Genomic DNA, 22,157 nt, shown 5'->3' with positions numbered 1-22,157 from the left:
ATGCTGAAAGGTTTGGGCGGACTTGGCGACATGGCCAAAATGATGGCTGCTGCCAAGGATATGCAGGGCAAGGTCGAAAAACTGCAAGAAGACCTGAACAGCATCACCGTCACCGGCGAAGCCGGGGCCGGTCTGGTCAAGGCCACCGCCACCGCCAAAGGCGAACTGACTGCGCTGGACATTGACCCCTCGATCTTTGTCGCCTCGGAAAAAGAGGTGGTCGAGGATCTGATCCTTGCTGCGATCAAAGACGCGCAGCGCCGCGCTCAGGATCGCGCTCAACAGGAAATGGCCCGGATTTCGGCTGATCTGGGCTTGCCGGCGGGCATGAAGCTGCCGTTCTGAATGACCAGCGCCGACAGCGACGACATTCAGGCGCTGATAACGATGATGGCGCGGCTGCCGGGGCTTGGTCCCCGCTCGGCCCGCCGCATCGCGCTGCACCTGATCCGCAAACGCAGCGGCCAGATGGCGCAACTGGCCGCGCTGCTGGATCGGGTGGCCACCACATCGCGCGAATGCCTGACCTGCGGCAATATCACCGACCGCGACACATGCGCGATCTGCGCCGATCCGGCCCGCGCCACGGGCGAAATCTGCGTGGTCGAAGACGTGGCCGACCTGTGGGCACTGGAACGCGCCCGCGCCTTTCGCGGCCGCTATCACGTTCTGGGCGGAACCCTGTCGGCGCTGGATGAAATCGGCCCCGATGACCTGGGCATCCCGGCCCTGATCGACCGCATCCCGCGCGAAGGGATTGGCGAAGTAATTCTGGCCCTGAACGCCACGGTCGAGGGGCAGACCACAGCCCATTACATCGCCGAAGCGTTAGAGGGCACAGCCGTCGCCGTAACCGGACTGGCCCAAGGCGTGCCCATCGGCGGCGAGCTCGATTATCTTGACGACGGAACCATCACCGCAGCCCTTCGGGCAAGACGGCGGCTTTAGAAAAGGCGCGTAAACCCGCGCCCCGTCTTTCGTTTCCAAATATCCTACAGGGGGTCCGGGGGATGTAAAATCCCCCGGCGTCGCGGGACGCAATCATCAGGCGTCCAGTTTTTCCACCTTGGCGGCCGCCTTGGCGATCTCGATCCGGCGCGGTTTCAGCGCCTCGGGGATCTCGCGGATCAGGTCGATGTGCAGCATCCCGTCGGCGTGGCTGGCCCCTTCGACGCGCACATGATCGGCCAAGGTGAACTTCCGCTCGAACGCGCGGGTTGCGATGCCACGGTGCAGATAGGTGCGGCTCTCGTCCTCGGTCGCCTTGCGGGCGGATACGATAACGGCGCCATCGCGCATTTCGACATTCAGATCATCAGCGGCAAAGCCGGCCACGGCAATCGAGATACGATAGGCATTATCGCCCGTTTTTTCAATATTATAAGGCGGATAGGTCGGCGCGGCGACATCGGCGCTCAGCGCGCGGTCCATCACATCGGCCAGACGATCAAAGCCGACCGAGGCACGGTAAAGCGGGGTCAGATCAAGGTTACGCATAAGACATCCTTTCACAGCGATGCGTGGGTGCCCCCCTTGTCGGGCGGGCGATACCGGCGCCATCTGGCCATCCGGCAGCAACGAATTTGGGGTCGATGATGCGGGTTTCAAGGGGCGCAGCCCGCTGTCATGCGAGCACCTCGCCCGCAACAAAAGACCGCGCGTTGTCAGCGCGATCCCCGCGCGCCCCACACCGCCAGAGCCAGCCCGCCCAAGAAAAATGGCCAAAAATGGTTAAGGGCATCCCATGTGAACAGTTCCCACAGCCAGACCTTATCGCATTGCGCCGGGTTGATGGACGCAAAGCTACAACTGTAAGTAGTGGCTAAATACCACAAAAGACCGGCCACCAAAGCGACAACAGCGCCAAACCATCCAAGAACGGCACGCCTCACGTCAAAGCCCTCGGCTTTGGCCCGCCCGTCGCCCAATCCAGCAACTCGACCGTATGCACCACCGGCACCCCCGCGCCATCGCCGATCTGCATCATGCAGCCGATATTGCCCGCGGCGATAATGTCGGGCGTGGTGGCCTTTAGCGTAGCAACTTTGCGGCGGCGCAGTTCGGCAGACAGGTCGGGTTGCAGCAGGTTATAGGTGCCAGCCGAACCACAACACAGATGCGAGTCGCCGGGTTCGACCACGGCAAAACCCGCCTGCGTCAGCAAGGCCTTGGGCGCGGTTTTCACCCGCTGACCATGCTGCAAGGAACAGGCCGCGTGATAGGCGACGCGGCCTTGCGCCTGACCGGGGGGCAGGCCGTGACGCTCCAGAAACTCGGTCACGTCCAGCGCCAGCGTGGCGATCCGCGCCGCATCCGGGTCATCGGGCAGCAGATGGGCGTAATCCTTGATCGTCGTGCCGCAGCCCGAGGTGTTGATGATAACCGCATCCAGCGGCCCGCCATTTTCGCAGGCCATCAAGCTGGCAATGGCGGCGCGGGCCTTGGTCTTGCCATCGTCATCGCGCCCCATATGCAGGGGCAGCGCGCCGCAGCAGCCGAAATTATGCGGGATCACCACCTCACACCCCGCGCGGCGCAGCAGGCGGATGGTGGCATCATTGATGTCGGTGTTCAGCGCCCGCTGTGCGCAGCCGATCATCAGTGCGACACGCGCGCGGCGAGGACCGATGGCGGCGAAGGTCTGGCCATCGTCATTGCGACTGACCGGCGGGATCGCGGCGGGGGCCACTGCCAGCATCGCCCGCAGCCGCGTATCGGGGATCAGCCGCGAAAAGGGCCGCACGATCTTTGCGCCCAGCATGGCCAGCCGGAACCGGCGCGGGTGCGGAATGATCCGCGCCAGCAGCCAGCGCAGCGCCCTGTCGCGCCAGGGGCGGCGATATGTGGCCTGAACATGGGCGCGGGCGTGGTCGATCAGGTGCATGTAATGCACGCCGGAAGGGCAGGTGGTCATGCAGGCAAGGCAGGACAGGCAGCGGTCGATATGCAGCGCGGTTCTGGCATCGGCGGGGCGGCCGGATTCCAGCATCTCTTTTATCAGGTAGATGCGGCCGCGCGGGCTGTCGAGTTCGTCGCCCAATATCTGATAGGTCGGGCAGGTCGCGGTGCAAAAGCCGCAATGCACACAGGCGCGCAGGATCTGATTTGATCGGGCGATGGCCGGGTCGCTCAGTTGTTCGGGGGTGAAATGGGTCTGCATCAGGCGCCCCCGCCGAACAGGCCGCGCGGGTCGAACCGGCTGCGGATCGCCGCGCCCAAGGCCACGATGGCTGGGTTTTCGGGCGGAATCAGCCCCGGATGGATGCCGTTGACCTTGCGCGCATGGCCGGGAAAGGGCGGCAGATGCGGCGGCTGACCCCGCGGCAGTTCGACCCAGATCAGCGCGCCACCCCAGTCGATCAGCGCCGGTTCCGGCAGCGCCGCCAGCAGAGCGGGCGCCGCGCCGGGGGTCGTGACGATGCGCCACAGATCGCCGCCGGATTGCGTATTTGGGCAAACAGGAAGCGGCTGGCTGTCGGGTGCAATTTGCACGGTTGCAAAGCGCGACAGATGCGTGGCCAGCGCATCGCGACGGATGGCGACGGATTCGGGCAGGCCCTCGATCCGCAGCAATGCGCCCTGCCCCGGCTGCCATTGTGCCGCCGACACGTCGAAGGGGGCGGTCAGAGCCGCTGTCAGCGCCGGGATGGCGGCGGGGGCGGTCAGCCCCGGCAGGTGCAGGATGGCGCGGGCGGGCGGGATCGGCGTGGTTTTGAAAGCGATTTCGGTCAGCACGCCAAGCTGGCCCCGGCTGCCTGCGGTCAGTTTCACCAGATCATAGCCGGTGACGTTTTTCATCACCCTTCCGCCGCTGCGGATCAGGGTTCCCGTGCCATCGACCATACGCAGCCCGATCATCGCATCTCGGCAGGCCCCGGCCAGCACCCGGCGCGGCCCCGAGGCATTGGCCGCCGCCACCCCGCCAATGGTCGATCCGGGACGAGTGTCGGGTTCGAACCCCAGCATCTGCCCCTGCGCCGCCAGAGTCGCATGCACCTCGGCCAGCGGGGTTCCGGCCCGGACGACCAGCGTCAGCGCGGCGGGTTCATACAGGGTGATGCCGGTCATGGCGGCGGTGGTCAGCGGCGTGCCCTGCCCCTTGCCCGGCCACAGCCGGGTGCCGCCGCCGTGGACAGCCAGCGGCGCGCGGGCGGTGCGGATCATCTCGGCCAGTTCGTCTTCGGTGGCGGGGCGCAGCGGCTCAGGCGGCATCCGGTTGCCCCTTGCGGCGGGTGGCGGATGACGCGAGCGGAAAGACCTTGGCCGGGTTCAGCAGCCAGTGCGGATCGAAGGCATCCTTGATCCGCATCTGCGCATCCAGATCGGCGGGGGTGAACTGTTCGGCCATCAGGTCGCGCTTTTCGATGCCGACACCGTGTTCGCCGGTCAGGCAGCCACCGACCTGCACACAAAGGCGCAGAATATCGGCGCCCAGATCCTCGGCCCGTTGCAGATCGCCGGGGGTATTGGCGTCGAAGATAATCAGCGGGTGCATGTTGCCATCGCCCGCATGAAAGACATTGGCCACGCGCAGCCCGGCGGCGGCGGACATTTCGCCAATGCGGCCAAGCACATGCGGCAGGCTGGACACCGGGATCGTGCCGTCAAGACACAGGTAGTCGCCAAGCTGACCCATCGCGCCAAAGGCGGATTTGCGGCCCAGCCAGATGCGGGCCGATTCCGCCTCGCTGCGGCTTTCGCGAAATTCCAGCGGCGCGAAGGTTTGGGCGATGTCGCGGATCAGGCGCAGCTGTTCGTCGATTTCGAGGGGCGTGCCCTCGACCTCGACGATCAGCAATGCCTCGCAGTCGGGATAACCGGCGCGGGCGTGCGCCTCGGTCGCCTGAATGCAGGGGCGGTCCATGAATTCGATGGCGACGGGCAGGATGCCGGCGCGGATGATGCCCGCCACGCAGGCCCCCGCCGTTTCGCTGGAATCGAAGGCGATCAGCGCCGGGCGGGCACCGGCAGGGCGCGGCAGGATACGCAGCTCCGCCTCGGTCACGATGCCGAGCTGGCCTTCGGAACCGCAGGTCACACCCAGCAGATCAAGGCCCGGCGCCTCGCCCATCGGGCCGCCCAGTTCGACGATGCTGCCGTCCATCAGCACCATCGTCGCCCCCAGCAGGTTGTTGGTGGTGACGCCGTATTTCAGGCAATGCGCCCCGCCCGAGTTCATGGCGATGTTGCCGCCGATGGCGCAGGCCAGTTGCGACGACGGATCGGGGGCGTAGAAAAAGCCGATCCCCTCGACCGCCTGCGACACCGACAGATTGGTGCGGCCCGCCTGCACGCGGATGGTGCGGTCGCCGGGGCTTACATCCAGAACGGCATTCATGCGGGCAAGGCCGATCACCACCGCATCGGCGGTCGGCATCGAGCCACCGGCAAGGCTGGTCCCCGCCCCGCGCGGCACCACCGGCACCCGTTCGGCATGGCAGAGCCGCAGAATCGCGGCGACTTCGGCGGTCGAGCGCGGCAGCACGACGGCCAGTGGCGCACAGCGATAGGCGGCCAGCGCATCGCATTCATAGGCGCGCGTTTCCGCCGGATCAGAGATCACGGCCCCCGGCGCCGCCTGTTCCAGCAGGGCGACGATCTGATCGCGCCGGGCCAGCAGGCGGGCATCGGGGGCCGGCATTTTCATGGCAGGTCAGGCCGCCGTGTGCTGCGACAGGAAACGTGCGATTTCGTCTTTCAGCCGGGCGCGCTGCTTGCGCAGTTCGGTTTCATGTTCCTGCGAGGTCGGCTTGACCAGCGTTTCGGCGGCCGCCACTTCGTCGTTGACCGTGTCATATTCGTCCAGCAGGCGGGCGAAATGGGCGTTCGACACCTTCAGTTCGTGGATCTTGTCGGCATCGTTGGGGAATTCTTCGTGAATCGCATGTGCAGCGGCCATGGCGCTCTCCTCTCTTGGCGTTGGCCAGAGGTTAGCCCCAGTGCAGGGGGCTTTCAACCTCGCAAACTCGTGCATAATCTGGTGCCATGATTTTGCCTGAACTGACCCTTGCGGGCGTTACACCCGTTGATTTGCTGGGCCTGCTGCTGCTGGTGCCCGGATGGCTGATTCTGGGCTGGCTGATCGAACACCCGCCGCAGGGCAAGCCTTCGGTCAGCGTGCTGATGCAGCGTTACCGGCGTGAATGGATGCGCCATTTCGTCAATCGCGCGCCGCGTATTTTCGATGGCAACGTGCTGTCCAGCCTGCGGGAAGGCACGGCCTTTTTCGCATCGGCCTGCATGATTGCGCTTGGCGGCGGGCTGGCTTTGGTTGGCAATGTGGAACGGCTGCGCGGTCTGGCCGCAGAACTGGATCTGGCCCCGATGGCGGGGGTTGATCCGGCCGTCAAGCTGTTGCTGACGCTGATCTTTGTTGCCAACGCCTTTCTGAAATTCGTCTGGGCGCACCGGCTGTTTGGATATTGCGCGATCCTGATGGCGGCGGTGCCCGACCATGGCGGCGATCCGCAGGCGCTGCCGCGCGCCGATCAGGCGGCGGATGTGAACATTCAGGCGGCCAAGAATTTCAACGCCGGGCTGCGCAGCGTCTATTTCGCGCTTGGGTCGCTGGCGTGGCTCGGTGGCGGCTGGACCTTGTGTCTGGGGGCCGGGCTGGTGCTGTGGGTGACATGGCGGCGCGAGTTCGCGTCCAGCTCGCGGCAGGTTATTCTGCGCGCCCTGCCCCCGGCGCGCCTGCCTGATGCCGCCGCGCAGACAGCAGCGACAGACCAAAAATCACCGCCCCCGCAGCCGTAAGCGCAACGCCGACCACGCCGGTCGAGCGCCAGCCCCAACCCGCGCTCAGCGCCATGCCGGCCAGAAACGGCCCAAGCGCATTGGCGGCGTTAAAGGCCGCGTGGTTCATTGCGGCGGCCATGCTTTGGGCGCGGCCCGCCACATCCATCAGCCGCGTTTGCAGCGGGATCACAAGGCCCGATCCGGCGGCGATCAGAAACGCCGCCGCAATCATCGCGCCCCAATGCCCCACCGTCAGCGAGGCCAGCGCCTGCGTCACCCCCATCGCGGCAAGGCAGGCCCAGGCGGTTTTCACCGTGCCCCAGCGTTCGACCAGCCGCCCGGTGAACCACGTCCCCAAGGTGCCGCCGACACCGAACATCGCCAGCGCCGCCGGAACCGCCCAGCCGGGCGCCTGCGTGGTGGCCAGCATCGCTGCGGTCCAAAAGGCGTAGACGGAAAACAGCCCGCCAAAGCCGATGGCACCTACCGCCAGAATCCACAGCACACGCGGATTGGCCAGCGCGGCCAGTTCGTCCAGCGGGCGATGGCCTGCCGTGCCGGTCCCGCGTGGCGCAAAACGCAAAATCAGCGCCGCCGCCACCAGCGCGATCAGCCCCGGCATGGCAAAACCCCAGCGCCAGCCGATATTCTGCCCCATCCAGCCCGCCAGCGGCACGCCAAAGATATTCGCAACCGTCAGCCCCAGCAGCACCTGCGCCGCCGCCCGTCCACGCTGGCCGAGCGATGCGCCATCGGCGGCCATCAGCATCGCCACACCCAGATAGCCGCCATGCGGCAGCCCGGCCAGAAACCGCGTCCCCGCCAGCGTCGCATAGCCCGGCAGCGCCGCCGCAGCGAGGTTCATCACCGCATAAAACGCCATCAGCGCCGCCAGATAGCGCCGTCGCGGCAACCGCGCCCCCAGAATCGAAGTCAGCGGCGCACCGATCACCACCCCAAGCGCATAGGCGCTGATGACATGCCCGGCCTCGGGTTCGGAAATCGCCAGATCGGCGGCAAAGAAGGGCAGCAGCCCCATGGCCGCGAATTCCGACGTGCCAATGGCAAAGGCACCCAGGGCAAGGGCAAGAATCATGGGCAGCGTGTTGGTCTGCGGAGTCATGGCGGCTCTCTAAGGGATAAGTGTCTAGATTGCGTTAACGGCCTTGCGACACAATACCGCAGACCGCAAGGCGGGGTTGCGCGGCGCACAAGGCGGCTTTTCCTGCGGCGGCGGGCGCGGTAGAAAGCGTTATGGATATTCTGGATAAAATCCGGGCCTACAAGCTCGATGAAATTGCCGCTGCAAAGCGTGCCCGCCCGCTGGCTTTGGTCGAGGATCAGGCCCGCGCCGCGTCTGCCCCCCGTGGCTTTGCCGCCGCCCTGACGCAAAAGGCGGCGCATGGCCCGGCGCTGATCGCTGAAATCAAAAAGGCCAGCCCCTCCAAGGGGTTGATCCGGGCAGATTTCAACCCGCCCGCACTGGCCCGCGCCTATGAACAAGGCGGCGCGGCCTGCCTGTCGGTGCTGACGGATTCGCCCAGCTTTCAGGGCGCGCCGGAATTTCTGACCAAGGCCCGCGATGCCTGCGCCCTGCCCGCACTGCGCAAAGATTTTCTGTATGATCCCTATCAGGTGGCCGAGGCCCGCGCATGGGGCGCCGATTGCATCCTGATTATCATGGCCTCGGTCGATGACGCGCTGGCGGCGGAACTAGAGGACGCGGCGATCCATTGGGGCATGGATGCGCTGATCGAGGTTCACAACCGCGCCGAACTGGATCGCGCGCTGCGGCTGAAATCACCGATGATTGGGATTAACAACCGTAATCTCAAGACGTTCGAGGTTACTCTTGATGTGACGCGCGAACTTGCGCCGCATATCCCGGCGGGGCGCGATGTGGTCTGCGAAAGCGGGCTGTTCACACCCACCGATCTGGCCGCAATGATGGCAGTGGGCGCGCGCCGCTTTCTGATCGGTGAAAGCCTGATGCGACAAGATGACGTGGCCCGCGCAACGCGCGACATCCTGACGGTCTCTGCATGAGCCTGACGCATTTTGACCAATCGGGTCAGGCACATATGGTCGATATCTCGGGCAAAGCATCAACCATGCGCGAGGCCGTGGCCGAAGGCTGTGTCATCATGTCGCCCGAAACGCTGGCCTTGGCGCAGGGCGGCGCGGCCAAGGGCGATGTTCTGGGCGTGGCGCGGCTGGCCGGGATCATGGGCGCGAAACGCACCGCCGATCTGATCCCGCTGTGCCACCCTCTGCCGATCACCAAGGTCGCGCTGGATCTGACACCCGACCCCGACCTGCCCGGCATCCGCGTGCAGGCGACCGTGCGCACCGCCGGCCAGACCGGGGTTGAGATGGAGGCGCTGACCGCCGTCTCGACCGCCTGCCTTACGGTGTATGACATGCTGAAAGCCGCCGAAAAGGGCATTCAGATCAATGGTATCCGCCTGCTGCGCAAGACAGGCGGCAAATCAGGGGACTGGCAGGCATGATATCTGTGGACGAGGCGCTGGCCCGCGTTCTGGCACTGGCAAACCCGCCGCAGGCCGAAACGCTGCCGCTGGCCGATGCAGCGGGCCGCGTCCTGCTGCAACCGGCCGTCGCGCGGCTGACTCAGCCACCGTTCGATGCGGCTGCGATGGACGGCTACGCCCTGCGCGCGGCCGATCTGCCCGGCCCGCTGCGCGTGATCGGCGAGGCGGCGGCGGGGCATTCATGGGCAGGTCAGCCCGCCCCCGGAACCGCGATCCGCATCTTTACCGGCGCCCCGGTGCCTGCGGGCTATGACCGCGTGGTGATGCAGGAAAACTGCACGCGCGACGGCGATCAGGTGACTGTCACCGACCCGTCCGGCGGAGCGAATATCCGCGCGCGCGGCGGCGATTTCGCCCAAGGTCAGACGGTCGAGGCCCCGCGCCTGCTGCGCGCCGCCGACATTGGCCTGCTGGCGGCAATGAACGTGCCGCAGGTCACGGTAGCACGTCGCCCGCGCGTGGCAGTCATCGCTTCAGGCGACGAACTGGTGCGGCCGGGCGCAACGGTAGAGGCGGGGCAGATTGTCAACTCGAACGACCTGATCGTGGCCGCTTTGGCGCGCGACGCGGGGGCCGTTGCCGATATTCTGCCAATTGCCCGCGACACCGAGGCCAGCCTGCGCGATGTGTTTGCGCTGGCCGCCGACGCGGATCTGATCGTGACAATCGGCGGCGCTTCGGTTGGCGATCACGATCTTGTCGGCAAGGTTGCCGCTGATCTGGGGCTGGAACGGTCATTCTACAAGCTGGCCATGCGCCCCGGCAAACCGCTGATGGCGGGGCGCATGGGGGGCGCGGCGATGCTTGGCCTGCCGGGAAATCCTGTTTCGTCATATGTTTGTGCGATATTATTCATGCAACCTCTGATCCGCACAATGCAGGGCCTGCCCGCACAGCCGCAAACGCTGCGCGCCCGATTGACCTGCGATTTGCCGCCCGAGGGGCCGCGCCAGCATTACCTGCGCGCGCGCCTGACGCCGGGCGACGACCTGCCCGGCATCACCCCGTTCGAGGATCAGGATTCGGCGCGGCTGTCGGTTCTGGCCGACGCAAGCGCGCTGTTGGTGCGGCCCGCGAACGACCCCGCCCGGCAGACTGGAGAGGTGGCGGACTATCTGCCGCTGGGCGCAGGTTAATCTTTTGTTCACGCTCTTGTGGTCTAGATATTGACGCGATTCGTTGCACAGTCTAGAACATACCCCGAACACCGGGCCGGGAAAGGTGAACCAATGCTGACCAAAAAACAGATCGAGCTGTTGGATTTCATCCAGAAGCGCATGGCTCGCGATGGTGTGCCGCCGTCTTTTGATGAAATGAAAGATGCGCTGGATCTGCGGTCGAAATCCGGCATCCATCGACTGATTACCGCACTGGAAGAACGCGGCTTTATCCGCCGCTTGCCGCATCGTGCCCGCGCGCTGGAAATCGTGCGCCTGCCCGAAAGTCTGGCGCGCGATCCCAAGGCGGGCTTTACCCCGACCGTCATCAGCAATAACCGCCCGTCGCAACCGCGCGGGGCGATGGCGGTCACGGATAGCCCGGCGGTGGAATTGCCGCTGATGGGCCGCATCGCCGCCGGTGTCCCGATCGAGGCAATTTCCGAAGTGTCGCATCACGTCGCCGTTCCCGGCAGCATGATCGGCGGTCGTGAACGCCACTATGCGCTTGAGGTCAAAGGCGATTCGATGATCGAAGCGGGGATCAACGATGGCGATGTCGTGGTGATCCGTGAACAGGACAACGCCGAGAACGGCGACATCATCGTGGCGCTGGTTGACGGGCATGAAGCCACGCTGAAACGCTATCGCCGCCGCGGCGGCATGATCGCACTAGAGGCCGCAAATCCTGCCTATGAAACTCGCATCCTGCCCGAAGATGCTGTGCGCGTTCAAGGCCGCCTGGTCGGGTTGATCCGCAGTTATTGACGGGCCACCGATTGTTGCGGGCGTTGTCAGGGATGGCTGGCGACCAGCCATCCGTTCGCATTCGCCACATGGCAGCAAAGGGAACGCACGGCCGTTGCAGCATTCCCTGTATGGGTCAGACGGTCAGACGGTCAGACGAAAAACCCTGATCCGGCGCGCGACAACAGCTCATTCGCAAGATCAGTCCCAAGAGCCGCCGCATCCTGAACTGTGCCCTGACGCTCGCCCGAGATCACCTCGGACCCGTCGGGGCGCAAAATCTCGCCGCGCAGGCGCAAGCTGTCGCCGTCGATTTCGGCCAGCCCGGCAATCGGCGTCTGACATGAACCATCCAGCCGCGCCAGAAACGCGCGTTCGGCCGTGATCCGAATGCCGGTGGCATCATCATGGAGTGCCGACAGCAGATGCGCCGCCACTTCATCATCCGCGCGCCTTTCCACCGTGATCGCACCTTGGGCGACGGCGGGCAGCATGTCATCGGGCGAAATGGCACTGCGGGCGATATGGCTCATGCCAAGCCGGTTCAGCCCGGCCATTGCCAGAAAGGTCGCAACGGCGACGCCCTCATCCAGCTTGCGCAGCCGGGTCTGCACATTGCCGCGAAACTCGACCAGTTGCAGATCGGGGCGCCGGTGGGCCAGTTGCGCCCGGCGGCGCAGGCTGGACGAACCGACAACCGCACCCTGCGGCAGGGCGGCAATCGAATCGAATTCGGCGCTGACAAAGGCGTCGCGCACGTCTTCGCGCGGCAGGAAACAATCCAGAACCAGGCCCGCAGGCTGAAGCGTCGGCATGTCCTTGCAGGAATGCACGGCGATGTCGATGGCGCCGGACAGCATCGCATCCTCGATCTCGCGCGTGAACAGGCCCTTGCCGCCGATTTCGTTCAGCGGCCGGTCCAGAACACGGTCGCCGGTGGTCTTGATAACCACGATTTCAATATCGGACGCGCCAAGGCCATGGGCAGCCATCAGCCGGTCGCGGGTTTCATGTGCCTGCGCAAGCGCCAGCGCAGATCCTCGGGTGCCGATTTTCAGCGGCCGGTTTTCGTTTGGCATATCCATGCCCTGCGCATACCGCCCCGACCGGCGCTTGACAATGCGCCCCCCGCCCTGTCGATAGGCAGCAGGAGGCTAAGATGACCAAGACGATCCTGCGCGCCCTTGCGGGCGAGGCCCTGCCCACCCCGCCGATCTGGATGATGCGGCAGGCCGGGCGCTATTTGCCGGAATATCGCGCGACCCGCGCCGAGGCCGGGGATTTCCTGTCGCTGTGCTATACGCCCGACCTTGCGGCCGAGGTAACGCTGCAACCCATTCGGCGCTATAACTTTGATGCGGCGATACTTTTTGCCGATATTCTGCTGGTGCCCCAAGCCTTGGGGCTGGACCTGTGGTTCGTGACGGGCGAAGGGCCTCGGCTGTCCACCGTCACCACCGCAGATCAGGTGGCCGCGCTGAAACCGACCGATGCGATCCATGACACGCTGTCGCCGGTCTATGAAACCGTCCGCATCCTGTCGCGCGAATTGCCGCAGGACACGACGCTGATCGGCTTTGCCGGGGCGCCCTGGACCGTGGCGACCTATATGGTCGCCGGGCGCGGCACCAAGGACCAAGGCCCGGCGCACGCCATGATTGCCGCAGACCGCGCCGCGTTTCGCGCGCTGATCGACCGGATCACCGACGCCACCATCGCCTATCTGTCCGCCCAGATCGAGGCCGGGGCAGAGGTTGTCAAACTGTTCGACAGCTGGGCAGGCAGCCTGCAAGGTGATGATTTCACTGAATTCTCGCTTGAGCCTGCGCGCAAGATCATTGCCGCGCTCAAGGCCCGTCACCCCGGCATTCCGGTCATCGCCTTCCCGCGCGAGGCGGGCGATCGCTATATCGGCTTTGCCCGTGCGACCGGGGCCGATTGCGTGGCGCTGGATAACTCGGTCAGCGCCGACTGGGCCGCCGCCAATGTGCAAAAGGATGGCTGCGTTCAGGGCAATCTGGACCCGCGGCATATGGTCACGGGCGGGGCCGATCTGGTCGCCGAAACCCGCCGTATCGTCGATGCTTTCCGGGGCGGGCCGCATATCTTCAACCTTGGCCACGGCATCACCCCCGACGCCAACCCTGATAACGTCGCCCTGATGATCGAGACCGTGCGCGGCGCATGATCTGGGCCGTCGCCACGGTGATCGCGGCAGCGTTGCAGACAGCACGAAATGCCGCGCAGGCCGGGCTGGATCAACGCATCGGCTCGGTCGGGGCGGCGTCGGTCAGGTTCATCTTTGGCCTGCCCTTTGCCCTGCTGGCGGCGGCGCTGATCCTGGCGGTGGCCGGGCTGCCACGCCCCTCTGCCGCAACCTTTGGCTGGGCGGCGTTCGGGGCCGTCGCCCAGATCGTCGCGACGGTCTTTATGCTGCTGACCATGCGCGGGCGCGGCTTTGGCGTCGCCACCGCATTGATGAAGACCGAGCCGATCACGCTGGCCCTGATCGCCGCGCTGCTGCTGGCCGAGCCGTTAAGCCTGCCGCAGCTTGCCGCCATTCTGATCGCCGTGTCGGGGGTGGTCCTGATGTCCGCCGCCGATTGGAGCCGCGCCAGCCTGCGCGGCATCGCAACCGGCATCACGGCGGGCGCGCTGTTCGGCCTGTCGGCCATCGGCTTTCGCGGCGCGATCCTGACCTTGCCGGGCAGCGCGTTCTTGCCTCAGGCGGCACTGGTTCTGGCCATGACACTGCTGATTCAGACGGCGCTGTGCCTGATCTGGCTGGTCCTCACCAGCCCCGCCACGCTGACCGGAATGCGGCGCGAGTGGCGCGCATCCGTCGGGGCCGGGGGGCTTGGCGCAGCGGCCAGCCTGTTCTGGTTCATCGGCTTCGCGCTAACCCCCGCGGCCAATGTGCGCACATTGGCCTTGATCGAGGTCGTCTTTGCGCAGATCGTGTCGGGCCGGGTGTTCCGGCAGGGCACCAGCCCGCGTCAGATCGCAGGCATGGCGCTGATTCTGGCGGGCGTTATCCTGCTGCTGCGCGCCGCCTGATTAGACCCATTTCGCCAGCGGCGGCAGGCTCATCAACACGGCATCGGCGTTATGGCCGGTTTCCAGCCCGAATTTCGTGCCCCGGTCGTAAACGAGGTTATATTCGGCATAAAGCCCGCGATGGATCAGTTGCTGATCCTTGTCGGCATCGGACCATGGCTGCGTCATCCGCGTTTCGGCAAGCGGCAAAAAGGCCGGCAGGAACGCCGCGCCAACCGCCTGCGTAAAGGCGAAATCCGCGTCCCAATCGCCCGTGTTCAGGTCGTCGAAAAAGATACCGCCCACACCGCGCGCCCGACCCCGGTGCGGGATAAAGAAATACTCATCCGCCCATGCCTTGAAGCGATCATAGTAATCGCCCCCGTGTGGCGTGCAGGCATCGCGCAGAACCGCATGAAAATGCTGCGTATCTTCGGGATATTCGATGCAAGGATTCAGGTCGGCCCCGCCGCCGAACCACCATGCGCCGGGGGTCCAGAACATGCGCGTGTTCATATGCACAGCCGGCGCGTGCGGGTTCTGCATATGCGCGACAAGGCTGATCCCCGAGGCCCAAAAGCGCGGGTCATCCGCCATCCCCGGCACCCCGCGCGCCGCCATCGCCGCCTGCGCGCGCGGGGCCAGTTTGCCATGCACCTCGGACCAGTTGACGCCGACCTTTTCGAATACGCGACCGCCGCGCATCACCGACATGATGCCGCCGCCGCCATCCTCGCCGCGCTGTGTCGGCGTCACCTCGAACCGGCCCGGCGCGGCAGTGCCCGGCCCGCGATCCTCAAGCGCCTCGAACGCCTGGGTGATCTGGTCGCGCAGCGATCTGAACCAATCGGCGGCGGTGCGGCGGGCGGCGTCCATGATGTCCTCATTTGTTGATTTGCGTTTTGCGAAACCAGGCGCAAAGATCAACGGATCAGTATAAGAAGTATGACATGACCCGCAACCGCGCACCCCGCCTTGTTTTCGCCCTGGCATTGCCCCTGTTTCTGGCCGCCTGCGCGACCGAACAGGAACGCTGCATCAGCCAGCAAACCCGTGAATATCGCGTCGTCAGCAACCTGCTGGCCCAGGTTCAGGGCAATCTGGACCGTGGCTATGCCTGGCAAGAGCGCGAGGTTCTTCGCCCCGTCTATCGCATGTGCCGCGATGTGATCCGCGACCGCAACGGCAACCACCGCATTATCGAGCGCGGCTGCTGGGAAGATCGCTGGGATACCGAACGCTATCGCGTGCCCATCGACCCTGCGGTGGAAACCCGCAAGCGCGACAATCTGGTGGCGCGCAAGGCCGCGCTGGAACCGCGCGCGCGGGCGGGCATCGCCGCCTGCCGGTCGGCCTATCCCGAAAACGGGTAAAGCGACTGCGCCGTTACCGGATCGGCCAGCCCGCGCCCGCCGTCCACCGTCAGGATCTGCCCGGTGACAAAGCCAGACGCCGGGCTGGCCAGCAACAGCGCCGTATCCACCAATTCGTCGGCCGAGGCGATACGGCCAAGCGGCGTGCCCTTGATGATACGGTCGCGCAGCGCGGGATCATGGCGCAGCGCGGCCTTCATTTCCGGCGTCATCAGGCTGGAATAGCTTAGCCCGTTTACCCTGATGCGATGCGGTGCCAGGGCCAGGGCCAGCGCGCGCGTCGTCTGATCCAGCGCAGCGCAGGCGATGGAATAGCCCAGCAATTGCGGGACAGGCCGCGTTCCGGCCAGCGTCGTGACATTCACGATCGTCCCCGCCTCGGCCATAGAACTGTCGTCCTGCGCCTGCCGGATCATCCGCCGCGCCACGATTTGTGACAGCCGCAGCGCCGACATCATGTTGTGACGCAGCATTTCCTCGATCTGTTCGGGGTCGCTGTCCAGTGGATCGCCAGGCTTCAGCAGGCGATGCGCGTTTACCAGAATATCAACGCGGTCAAAGGCGTCGATGGTGGCCGACAGCAGATTGGCCAGTGCCAGCCGGTCGCCCAGATTGGCCGAAAAGCTGCGGGCGGAACGATCCTCGCCACTTTCCAGCGCGGCGGTTTCGGTATTCAGCGCCGACTCGTCCGCATCGGCGAACATGACCCGCGCACCCGCCTGATGCAGCGCCCGCGCGATGGCCAGCCCCGCGCCATGGGCAGCACCGGTGACGATGGCAACCTTGCCCTGAACGGAAACGGTCATTTGCGGGAACCTTTGGGGCGGCGGGCGCCGCTGGCCTCGATGATCTTGAAGCGGGTATCGCCAGCAATTTCGGCAACCTTGCCAAAGTGTTGGGCCAGCGTCGTTTCATAGGGCAGATGCCGGTTCGCAACCATCCACAGCCGCCCCGCCCCGGTCAGCAACCGCGCCGCCGCCGCGATGAAATCACGGCCAAGGCCCGGATCGGCATCGCGGCCCTGATGAAAGGGCGGGTTCATCACCACGCCGTTCACCGGATCGGGCAGGTGAAAATCGCGGGCATCGGCCCAGTGGAACTGCGCGCGGGCGTCTGCGACATTCAGCCGCGCCGATTGCAGCGCGGCGTGGTCGGCTTCGACCAGATGCACCACCTCGACGCCGGGCCGTGCCAGCACTTGCGCCGACAACCAGCCCCAGCCCGCGCCCAGATCAACCACACGCGTAGGCATCCGGTCAGGCAGATGTGCCGCCAGCATGGCCGAGCCGGGGTCGATGCCATCGGCGGAAAACACGCCGGGAACGGTGCGAAAGCCGGGCGCGATTTCCTGCGACACAGCCGCCCAATCCGCCGGCACCCAAGGCCCGGCGGTGATACGGAAAATCTTGCCATGCGCCTTGCTGTGGACTTCGGCGACCTCGGTCAAGGCTTTGATTTCCTTCAGGACCGCATCAACTCCATCAGTTTTTTTCCCGTCGATCCAAAGGCTTGCGCCCTTGGGCAGGCTGGTCGCGGCCTGATGGATCAGCGCCCGCGCCGCAGCTTTGGCACGCGGCAAAAACACCAGCACCAGATCGCCGCGCCAGTCGCCGGGCAGATCGGGGCGCGTGTCAAACCCACGCGCCGCCAGCGTCTGATGCGCCGGATACTGCCCCTGCACAACCGTCAGCCGCGCCGGATCAAACACATCAAGCGCCGCATCTGCCGGGGCGTTCAGGATCAGAGCGTCGCCTTGTGGCGCAGCCGGAAAGGCGATGTCGAGGCGGGAACCTGTCAAATTTTACTCTTTTTCCATAGTGCATTGCAGCGGATGCTGTTGCCGGCGCGCCAGTTCCATCACCTGTGCGACCTTGGTTTCCGCAATCTCGTGCGAGAAGACGCCGACAACCGCCACGCCTTTTTTGTGGACCGTCAGCATGATTTCGACCGCCTGCGCCCGCGACATGCTGAACAGCCGTTCCAACACATGAACGACAAATTCCATCGGCGTGAAATCATCGTTCAGCATCAACACCTTATACAGCGGCGGACGCTGCGTTTTCGGGCGCGTCCTGACCGCAAGATCGGTCTGATCGAAATCGTCGTTATCGCTCATGCGATGTGTCATGGGGCGTCTGGTTGTTATGATCTGTCCGGTGGGTTGGCAGGAATATAGTCAATCTGCCCGGTAATAAAAGCCCCCGTATCGGCTGATGCGCGCCGAATGCGACGAAATAAACGGTTCCCGCACGGGCCAAGCCATGCTATTGTCATTATATTAACAAAGACGTGCGAAAAACGACACGTCACGAGGCAGAGAGACCGCGACAGTGAAACGATTCACCCTTGCCGCCCGGCTATGGGCTTTTGCCCTTATCGCACTGGCCTTGCCAGCAACCGTCAGCGCCGCGCCCTTTGCGGCCCATGTGATGGATGCGCGAACAGGCAAGCCAATCTATGCGCAAAACGCGTCAACCCGGCTGCATCCGGCCTCGCTGACCAAGATGATGACGCTGTATATGGCCTTTGCCGCAGTGGAACAGGGCCGCGTCCGGCTGGATTCGCGCTTTACGATCAGCAGCAATGCCGCCGCTGAACCGCCCTCCAAACTGGGGCTGCGCGCCGGTCAGCAGATCGAACTGCGCTATCTGATCCGCGCGGCGGCGATCAAATCGGCCAACGACGCCGCCACCGCCATTGGCGAGGGGCTGGCCGGGTCCGAGGCTGCTTTTGCGCAACAGATGACGGCCACGGCGCGCGCCTTGGGAATGCGGAACACGAATTTTCGCAACGCCAACGGCCTGACGCAAGACGGCCACTATTCCACAGCCGAGGATATGTCGATCCTGGGGCGGCGGCTGTTCTATGATTTCCCGCAATATTACTCGTTGTTTTCGCGCCGTTCGGCGGATGCGGGTGTGGCGCAGGTGTCTTCGACGAACAAGCGGTTTCTGGACGATTATCCCGGCGCTGACGGCATCAAGACGGGCTATACCCGCGCCGCCGGCTTTAATCTGACCGCTTCGGCACAGCGCGGGAACAAGCGGATCATCGCGACGGTATTCGGCGGCACCTCGACCGCGCAGCGCAATCAGGTGATGGCGCAACTGCTGGATACCGGGTTTGGCCGCGCACCTGATCGGGTGCGGGAAATACGACCCGAGCCGCTGAACGTCCCCTCACAGCGCGTTGTCCGCCGCGCACAGGTGCAGCCGGAACCGACCGCCGTGGCAGCACAGCCGCAGCGCCTTGTCCTTAGCCGCTCGGCCCCGCCGCGTCAGGTGCAGCGTGCCACTGATCGGGCGTCGCTGATGGCAACCGCAGCCCCTGCCCCGACGCCCGAGGCCGCACCAGTTGCGCCCACCTCGCGTCTGGTTCTGGCCGCCAGCCAACGCCCGTCGCCGCGTCCCGCCGGTTCTGCACCCGAAGTCGCAACCGCCGCCGCGCCCGAGCCTGCGGCACCGGCACCGCAATCGGCCAGCATCGCGGGGGCCATCGTGGCATCCGCCCGCCCGGCACCTGCCCCGCGCAACCGTGGTGCCGCGACCCAGACCGCGCCGGAACCGCAGCAGGTTGCCGAATCCGCCCCTGCTGCGGCATCGGGCGGTGCCGCTGGCAGCCTGTCGTTGCTGGCATCGCCACCGCCGCAGCCGCGGTCGGAAACCGTGATCCTTGCCGCCATGGGCGAGGGGGATATTTCTTCGCCCGAAGCGGTGCAGATCGTGCGCCGTCCGGCGGCTACCGGGCGCAATTACGGGCTGGTTCTGGGCACATATACCTCGCGCGCCGAGGCTGAACAGCGGTTGCTGCAAAATGCGTTGCAAGATGGCGGGTCGCTGTCGGCGGCACGGCGCAGCGTGGCCGACACACGTCGCGGGTTCGAAGCGCGCTTTTCCGGGCTGACCCGCTCGGACGCCCGGCTTGCCTGTGAACGGCTGACCGCGCGGGGCGAAGGCTGTCAAGTCACCGGCCCCTGAGGCCGTCAGCGACCAACAGAAACGCCAGTGCCCATCCGGCGCACTGGCGTTTTTTTGTGGATTAAGGTTAATTTCAGGGGGCAGCCCGTCAGGCAGGCTGTAGAACGCCTGCATCACCCCGGACTGCATCGGCTCCATCATCTTTAAACAGCTTGTGCCGCAGGGGCACAGCACCTGCCCGCAACCGATCAGCACCGCCAATCAGTCAGGCTTGGGCCGGTCGTCCCATTCCTTGCTCAGGATACGCTCGGCGTCGCCTTTGGGGTCTTCGTATTGGCGGCTGCGCAGGGTCCAGATGAAGGCCAGCAGGCCCACGGCCCCCAGGCCAAGCGAAACGGGGATCAGGATGGTCAGGATTTCCATGTCGTCCTTTCAGCGGCGCAGCCGCAGCGCGTTCAGCGTCACGCAGACCGAACTGCTGGACATGGCCAGCGCCGCGTACAGCGGCGTCACCAGCCCGGCCATCGCAAAGGGCACCGCCAGCAGGTTATACAGCAGCGAAATGGCGAAATTCTCGCGGATGCGTTTGACCGCCTGACGCGCCGTGGCCAGCGTGTCGGCAACAGGCGACAGATCCTGCCCCATCAGCACGATGTCGCTGGCAACCCGCGCCGCGTCCAGCGCCGAAGCGGGCGAGATCGAGGCATGGGCCGCAGCCAGCGCCGCCGTGTCGTTCAGGCCGTCGCCGACCATCAGCACATGCGCCCCGCTGGCGGTCAGTTCCTGCACCGCCTCGGCTTTGCCGGTCGGCGTCACCTGCGCGCGCCATTCCTGAATGTCCAGCCGTTCCGCGATGTCGGCCACAGCCGCAGGCACATCGCCCGACAAAAGGATCACGCGCTGCCCCTCGGCCCGCAGCCTGCGCACGCAATCCAGCGCGCCGGGCCGCAGGCTGTCAGCAAATTCAAGCCGGATCGGTGCCGCATCGCCCACCGCCAGCCAGCTTGACGACAGGGCGCCCTGCCCGGCGTCGGCCCCCACCCAATCGGCGCGCCCCAGCCGCACGGGCTGATCCTGCCAGCGCGCGGCCACGCCATAGCCCGGATGCTCGGTCAGGGCTTCGACCGGCGCGGGTTGAACCCCGGCGGATTGCAGCGCGGCAGCCAATGCGCGCGACAGCGGGTGGTCAGACGCCTGCGCCTGCGCCAGCGCAGCGGGGCGCAGGTCATCGGGGATAACATCCAGCGACACGACCTGCGGCGCGCCCATGGTCAGGGTGCCGGTCTTGTCGAACACCACGGTGTCGATCTGCGCCATCCGTTCCAGCGCGGTGCCATCTTTAATCAGCAGCCCGCGCCGGAACAGCCGCCCCGAGGCCGCCGTCACCACCGCCGGCACCGCCAGCGCCAGCGCGCAGGGGCAGGTGATAATCAGCACCGCCGCAGCGATATTCACCGCCAGCCGCAGATCGCCCGTTGCCCAAAGCCAGCCGGTAAAGCTGGCCAGCGCCAGCACATGCACCAGCGGAGAATAGCCGCGCGCCGCACGATCCGCGATCGAGGTATAGCGCCCGCGCGCCGATTCCGCCGCCGCCACCAGCTCGGTCAGGCGTGACAGCGAACTGTCGCGCCCGGCGACGGTGACGCGCAGGGTCAAGGGGCCGGTCAGGTTGACTTCGCCGGTCATCAGGGCTTGCCCCGGCCCGGCGGCAACCGGCAAGGTTTCGCCCGTCAGCAGCGAACGGTCGATCTCGGAATAACCCTCGGTCACGTCGCCATCCGCAGGGATGCGGCCACCGGGGCGCACGCGGATCAGGTCGCCGGGGCGCAGGTCGGCCACCGGCACCTGTTCTTCGCCCGCGTCGGTCAGACGCCATGCGCGCGGCACCTCCAGCGCGGTCAGTTCTTCGGCGGCGGAACGGGCGACGGCGCGGGTGCGGTAATCCAGATAGCGCCCGATCAGCAGGAAAAAGCACAGCATCACCGCGCCGTCGAAATAGGCGTGATGGCCGGAATGGATCGTCTCATACAGCGAAATCGAGGTCGCCAGGATCAGCGCCAGCGAAATCGGCACATCCATGCCCAACCGCCCGGCCCGCAAGGCCCGCCCCGCGCTGGCAAAGAACGGCCGCCCGGCAAAAATCACCGTCGGAATGGCAATCGCGCCGCTGATCCAGTGGAACATGTCGCGCGTCGCATCTTCGGCCCCGGACCAGACGGCGATGGACAGGATCATGATATTCATCATGGCAAAGCCCGACACCCCGATCCGCATCAGCAGATCGCGCGAGGTCCGGTCGGCGCTGGTGGCCGACAATGCGCCGGGGTCCAGTTCATGCGCGTCATAGCCGGTGGCCTCGATCACCGGGATCAGGTCTTGCGCGGTCAGGCCGGGGGCGTCGATGTTCACCCGGCGCAGGGTCAGGTTCACGCGGGCCGCGCGCACGCCGGGGTGGCGGTTCAGCGCGCCTTCGATGTCGGTGATGCAGACGGCGCAATGCACGGCCGGAACCGACAGGATGACATCGCCCGCCGCGGCCTTGTCTGCACCGGCAGCCGCGATCTGCTGCGCCAAAGGCGCGGCATCGCAGGCCGGGCAGGCGCTGAAGCTGCCCCTGTCTGCCGAAAGATCCGTCAT

24 protein-coding genes are annotated in these 22,157 nt (G+C 65.7%); 11 read left to right on the top strand and 13 right to left on the bottom strand.

All coding sequences use genetic code 11. From position 1 onward, the window contains the following. Nucleotides 1–345, top strand: a complete 345-nt coding sequence (locus tag Q4G14_RS02505; RefSeq protein ID WP_303360145.1) for a YbaB/EbfC family nucleoid-associated protein — start codon at nt 1–3, stop codon at nt 343–345. Further along, nucleotides 346–948, top strand: a complete 603-nt coding sequence (gene recR / locus Q4G14_RS02500; RefSeq protein ID WP_303360144.1) for a recombination mediator RecR — start codon at nt 346–348, stop codon at nt 946–948. A gap of 96 nt (nt 949–1,044) precedes the next feature. Here the strand turns inward: recR and Q4G14_RS02495 are convergent, their stop codons facing one another. The 5 genes from Q4G14_RS02495 to Q4G14_RS02475 form a co-directional block, all read right to left on the bottom strand. Beyond that, nucleotides 1,045–1,497 (bottom strand): Hsp20 family protein, encoded by a 453-nt coding sequence (locus Q4G14_RS02495; RefSeq protein WP_303360143.1) that lies wholly within the window; start codon nt 1,495–1,497, stop codon nt 1,045–1,047. Nucleotides 1,498–1,888: 391 nt separating this feature from the next. Continuing rightward, nucleotides 1,889–3,160 (bottom strand): glycolate oxidase subunit GlcF, encoded by a 1,272-nt coding sequence (glcF, locus tag Q4G14_RS02490; protein ID WP_303360142.1) that lies wholly within the window; start codon nt 3,158–3,160, stop codon nt 1,889–1,891. Further along, nucleotides 3,160–4,197 carry an FAD-binding protein gene (locus tag Q4G14_RS02485; RefSeq protein ID WP_303360288.1) on the bottom strand — a complete coding sequence of 346 codons (1,038 nt, stop codon included), beginning with the start codon at nt 4,195–4,197 and terminating at the stop codon, nt 3,160–3,162. The genes glcF and Q4G14_RS02485 overlap by 1 nt, the downstream gene beginning before the upstream one ends. A 4-nt stretch (nt 4,198–4,201) precedes the next feature. Further along, nucleotides 4,202–5,647 carry an FAD-linked oxidase C-terminal domain-containing protein gene (locus tag Q4G14_RS02480; protein ID WP_303360141.1) on the bottom strand — a complete coding sequence of 482 codons (1,446 nt, stop codon included), beginning with the start codon at nt 5,645–5,647 and terminating at the stop codon, nt 4,202–4,204. A gap of 6 nt (nt 5,648–5,653) precedes the next feature. After that, the gene (locus Q4G14_RS02475) at nt 5,654–5,899 is read right to left on the bottom strand and encodes a YdcH family protein (RefSeq protein WP_303360140.1); all 246 of its coding nucleotides are present in this window, start codon (nt 5,897–5,899) and stop codon (nt 5,654–5,656) included. An 86-nt stretch (nt 5,900–5,985) separates the two neighbouring features. On the opposite strand from Q4G14_RS02475, the gene Q4G14_RS02470 reads away from it, so the two are divergent. Next, complete coding sequence (locus tag Q4G14_RS02470) at nt 5,986–6,756, top strand: DUF599 domain-containing protein (RefSeq protein WP_303360139.1); 771 nt, start codon at nt 5,986–5,988, stop codon at nt 6,754–6,756. On the opposite strand, the gene Q4G14_RS02465 is transcribed toward Q4G14_RS02470, so the two are convergent. Then, nucleotides 6,665–7,861: an MFS transporter gene (locus Q4G14_RS02465; protein WP_303360138.1), complete on the bottom strand. Its 1,197-nt coding sequence runs from the start codon at nt 7,859–7,861 to the stop codon at nt 6,665–6,667. The two genes, Q4G14_RS02470 and Q4G14_RS02465, sit on opposite strands and share 92 nt — an antisense overlap. A gap of 131 nt (nt 7,862–7,992) precedes the next feature. Here Q4G14_RS02465 and trpC point away from each other — a divergent pair, with 131 nt between their 5' ends. From trpC to lexA, 4 genes are all read left to right on the top strand, one after another. Beyond that, nucleotides 7,993–8,784: an indole-3-glycerol phosphate synthase TrpC gene (trpC, locus tag Q4G14_RS02460; RefSeq protein WP_303360137.1), complete on the top strand. Its 792-nt coding sequence runs from the start codon at nt 7,993–7,995 to the stop codon at nt 8,782–8,784. Further along, nucleotides 8,781–9,248, top strand: coding sequence for a cyclic pyranopterin monophosphate synthase MoaC (gene moaC / locus Q4G14_RS02455; protein WP_303360136.1), 468 nt, complete (start codon nt 8,781–8,783; stop codon nt 9,246–9,248). The genes trpC and moaC overlap by 4 nt, the downstream gene beginning before the upstream one ends. Continuing rightward, entirely contained in the window at nt 9,245–10,426 is a 1,182-nt protein-coding gene (gene glp, locus Q4G14_RS02450) for a gephyrin-like molybdotransferase Glp (protein ID WP_303360135.1), read from the top strand. Before moaC ends, glp begins: the two co-directional genes overlap by 4 nt. Nucleotides 10,427–10,519: 93 nt before the next feature. Next, nucleotides 10,520–11,215 carry a transcriptional repressor LexA gene (lexA, locus tag Q4G14_RS02445; protein ID WP_303360134.1) on the top strand — a complete coding sequence of 232 codons (696 nt, stop codon included), beginning with the start codon at nt 10,520–10,522 and terminating at the stop codon, nt 11,213–11,215. A gap of 131 nt (nt 11,216–11,346) precedes the next feature. Here lexA and hemC read toward each other — a convergent pair whose 3' ends face one another. After that, a complete protein-coding gene (hemC, locus tag Q4G14_RS02440; protein ID WP_303360133.1) occupies nt 11,347–12,279 on the bottom strand; it encodes a hydroxymethylbilane synthase in 933 nt (310 codons plus the stop codon). 74 nt (nt 12,280–12,353) lie between these two features. Between hemC and hemE the strand changes: the two genes are divergently transcribed. Continuing rightward, a complete protein-coding gene (gene hemE / locus Q4G14_RS02435; protein ID WP_303360132.1) occupies nt 12,354–13,382 on the top strand; it encodes a uroporphyrinogen decarboxylase in 1,029 nt (342 codons plus the stop codon). After that, entirely contained in the window at nt 13,379–14,251 is an 873-nt protein-coding gene (locus Q4G14_RS02430) for an EamA family transporter (protein WP_303360131.1), read from the top strand. Before hemE ends, Q4G14_RS02430 begins: the two co-directional genes overlap by 4 nt. Here the strand turns inward: Q4G14_RS02430 and hemF are convergent, their stop codons facing one another. Then, on the bottom strand, nt 14,252–15,106 hold the full coding sequence (gene hemF / locus Q4G14_RS02425; protein ID WP_303360130.1) for an oxygen-dependent coproporphyrinogen oxidase: 855 nt from the start codon (nt 15,104–15,106) through the stop codon (nt 14,252–14,254). A gap of 74 nt (nt 15,107–15,180) precedes the next feature. Here hemF and Q4G14_RS02420 point away from each other — a divergent pair, with 74 nt between their 5' ends. Continuing rightward, nucleotides 15,181–15,603, top strand: coding sequence for a hypothetical protein (locus Q4G14_RS02420; protein WP_303360129.1), 423 nt, complete (start codon nt 15,181–15,183; stop codon nt 15,601–15,603). On the opposite strand, the gene Q4G14_RS02415 is transcribed toward Q4G14_RS02420, so the two are convergent. From Q4G14_RS02415 to clpS, 3 genes are read right to left on the bottom strand one after another with little or no spacing between them, the layout of a single operon-like run. After that, nucleotides 15,585–16,409 carry an SDR family NAD(P)-dependent oxidoreductase gene (locus Q4G14_RS02415; RefSeq protein ID WP_303360128.1) on the bottom strand — a complete coding sequence of 275 codons (825 nt, stop codon included), beginning with the start codon at nt 16,407–16,409 and terminating at the stop codon, nt 15,585–15,587. The genes Q4G14_RS02420 and Q4G14_RS02415 overlap by 19 nt on opposite strands. Then, complete coding sequence (locus tag Q4G14_RS02410; protein WP_303360127.1) at nt 16,406–17,401, bottom strand: class I SAM-dependent methyltransferase; 996 nt, start codon at nt 17,399–17,401, stop codon at nt 16,406–16,408. The genes Q4G14_RS02415 and Q4G14_RS02410 overlap by 4 nt, the downstream gene beginning before the upstream one ends. A 3-nt stretch (nt 17,402–17,404) precedes the next feature. Next, complete coding sequence (gene clpS, locus Q4G14_RS02405) at nt 17,405–17,731, bottom strand: ATP-dependent Clp protease adapter ClpS (RefSeq protein WP_303360126.1); 327 nt, start codon at nt 17,729–17,731, stop codon at nt 17,405–17,407. Between the two features lie 202 nt (nt 17,732–17,933). On the opposite strand from clpS, the gene Q4G14_RS02400 reads away from it, so the two are divergent. Then, complete coding sequence (locus Q4G14_RS02400) at nt 17,934–19,580, top strand: D-alanyl-D-alanine carboxypeptidase family protein (protein ID WP_368661291.1); 1,647 nt, start codon at nt 17,934–17,936, stop codon at nt 19,578–19,580. A gap of 201 nt (nt 19,581–19,781) precedes the next feature. Here the strand turns inward: Q4G14_RS02400 and ccoS are convergent, their stop codons facing one another. After that, nucleotides 19,782–19,943 (bottom strand): cbb3-type cytochrome oxidase assembly protein CcoS, encoded by a 162-nt coding sequence (ccoS, locus tag Q4G14_RS02395; protein WP_303360125.1) that lies wholly within the window; start codon nt 19,941–19,943, stop codon nt 19,782–19,784. Between the two features lie 9 nt (nt 19,944–19,952). Beyond that, the gene (locus Q4G14_RS02390) at nt 19,953–22,157 is read right to left on the bottom strand and encodes a heavy metal translocating P-type ATPase (protein ID WP_303360124.1); all 2,205 of its coding nucleotides are present in this window, start codon (nt 22,155–22,157) and stop codon (nt 19,953–19,955) included.

The sequence above is a fragment of the Paracoccus sp. (in: a-proteobacteria) genome, from assembly GCF_030538755.1.
In the GTDB taxonomy this organism is placed as follows: domain Bacteria; phylum Pseudomonadota; class Alphaproteobacteria; order Rhodobacterales; family Rhodobacteraceae; genus Paracoccus.
Note: the sequence above shows the minus strand (reverse complement) of the source record. Positions and strands in the feature narration are given on the sequence as shown.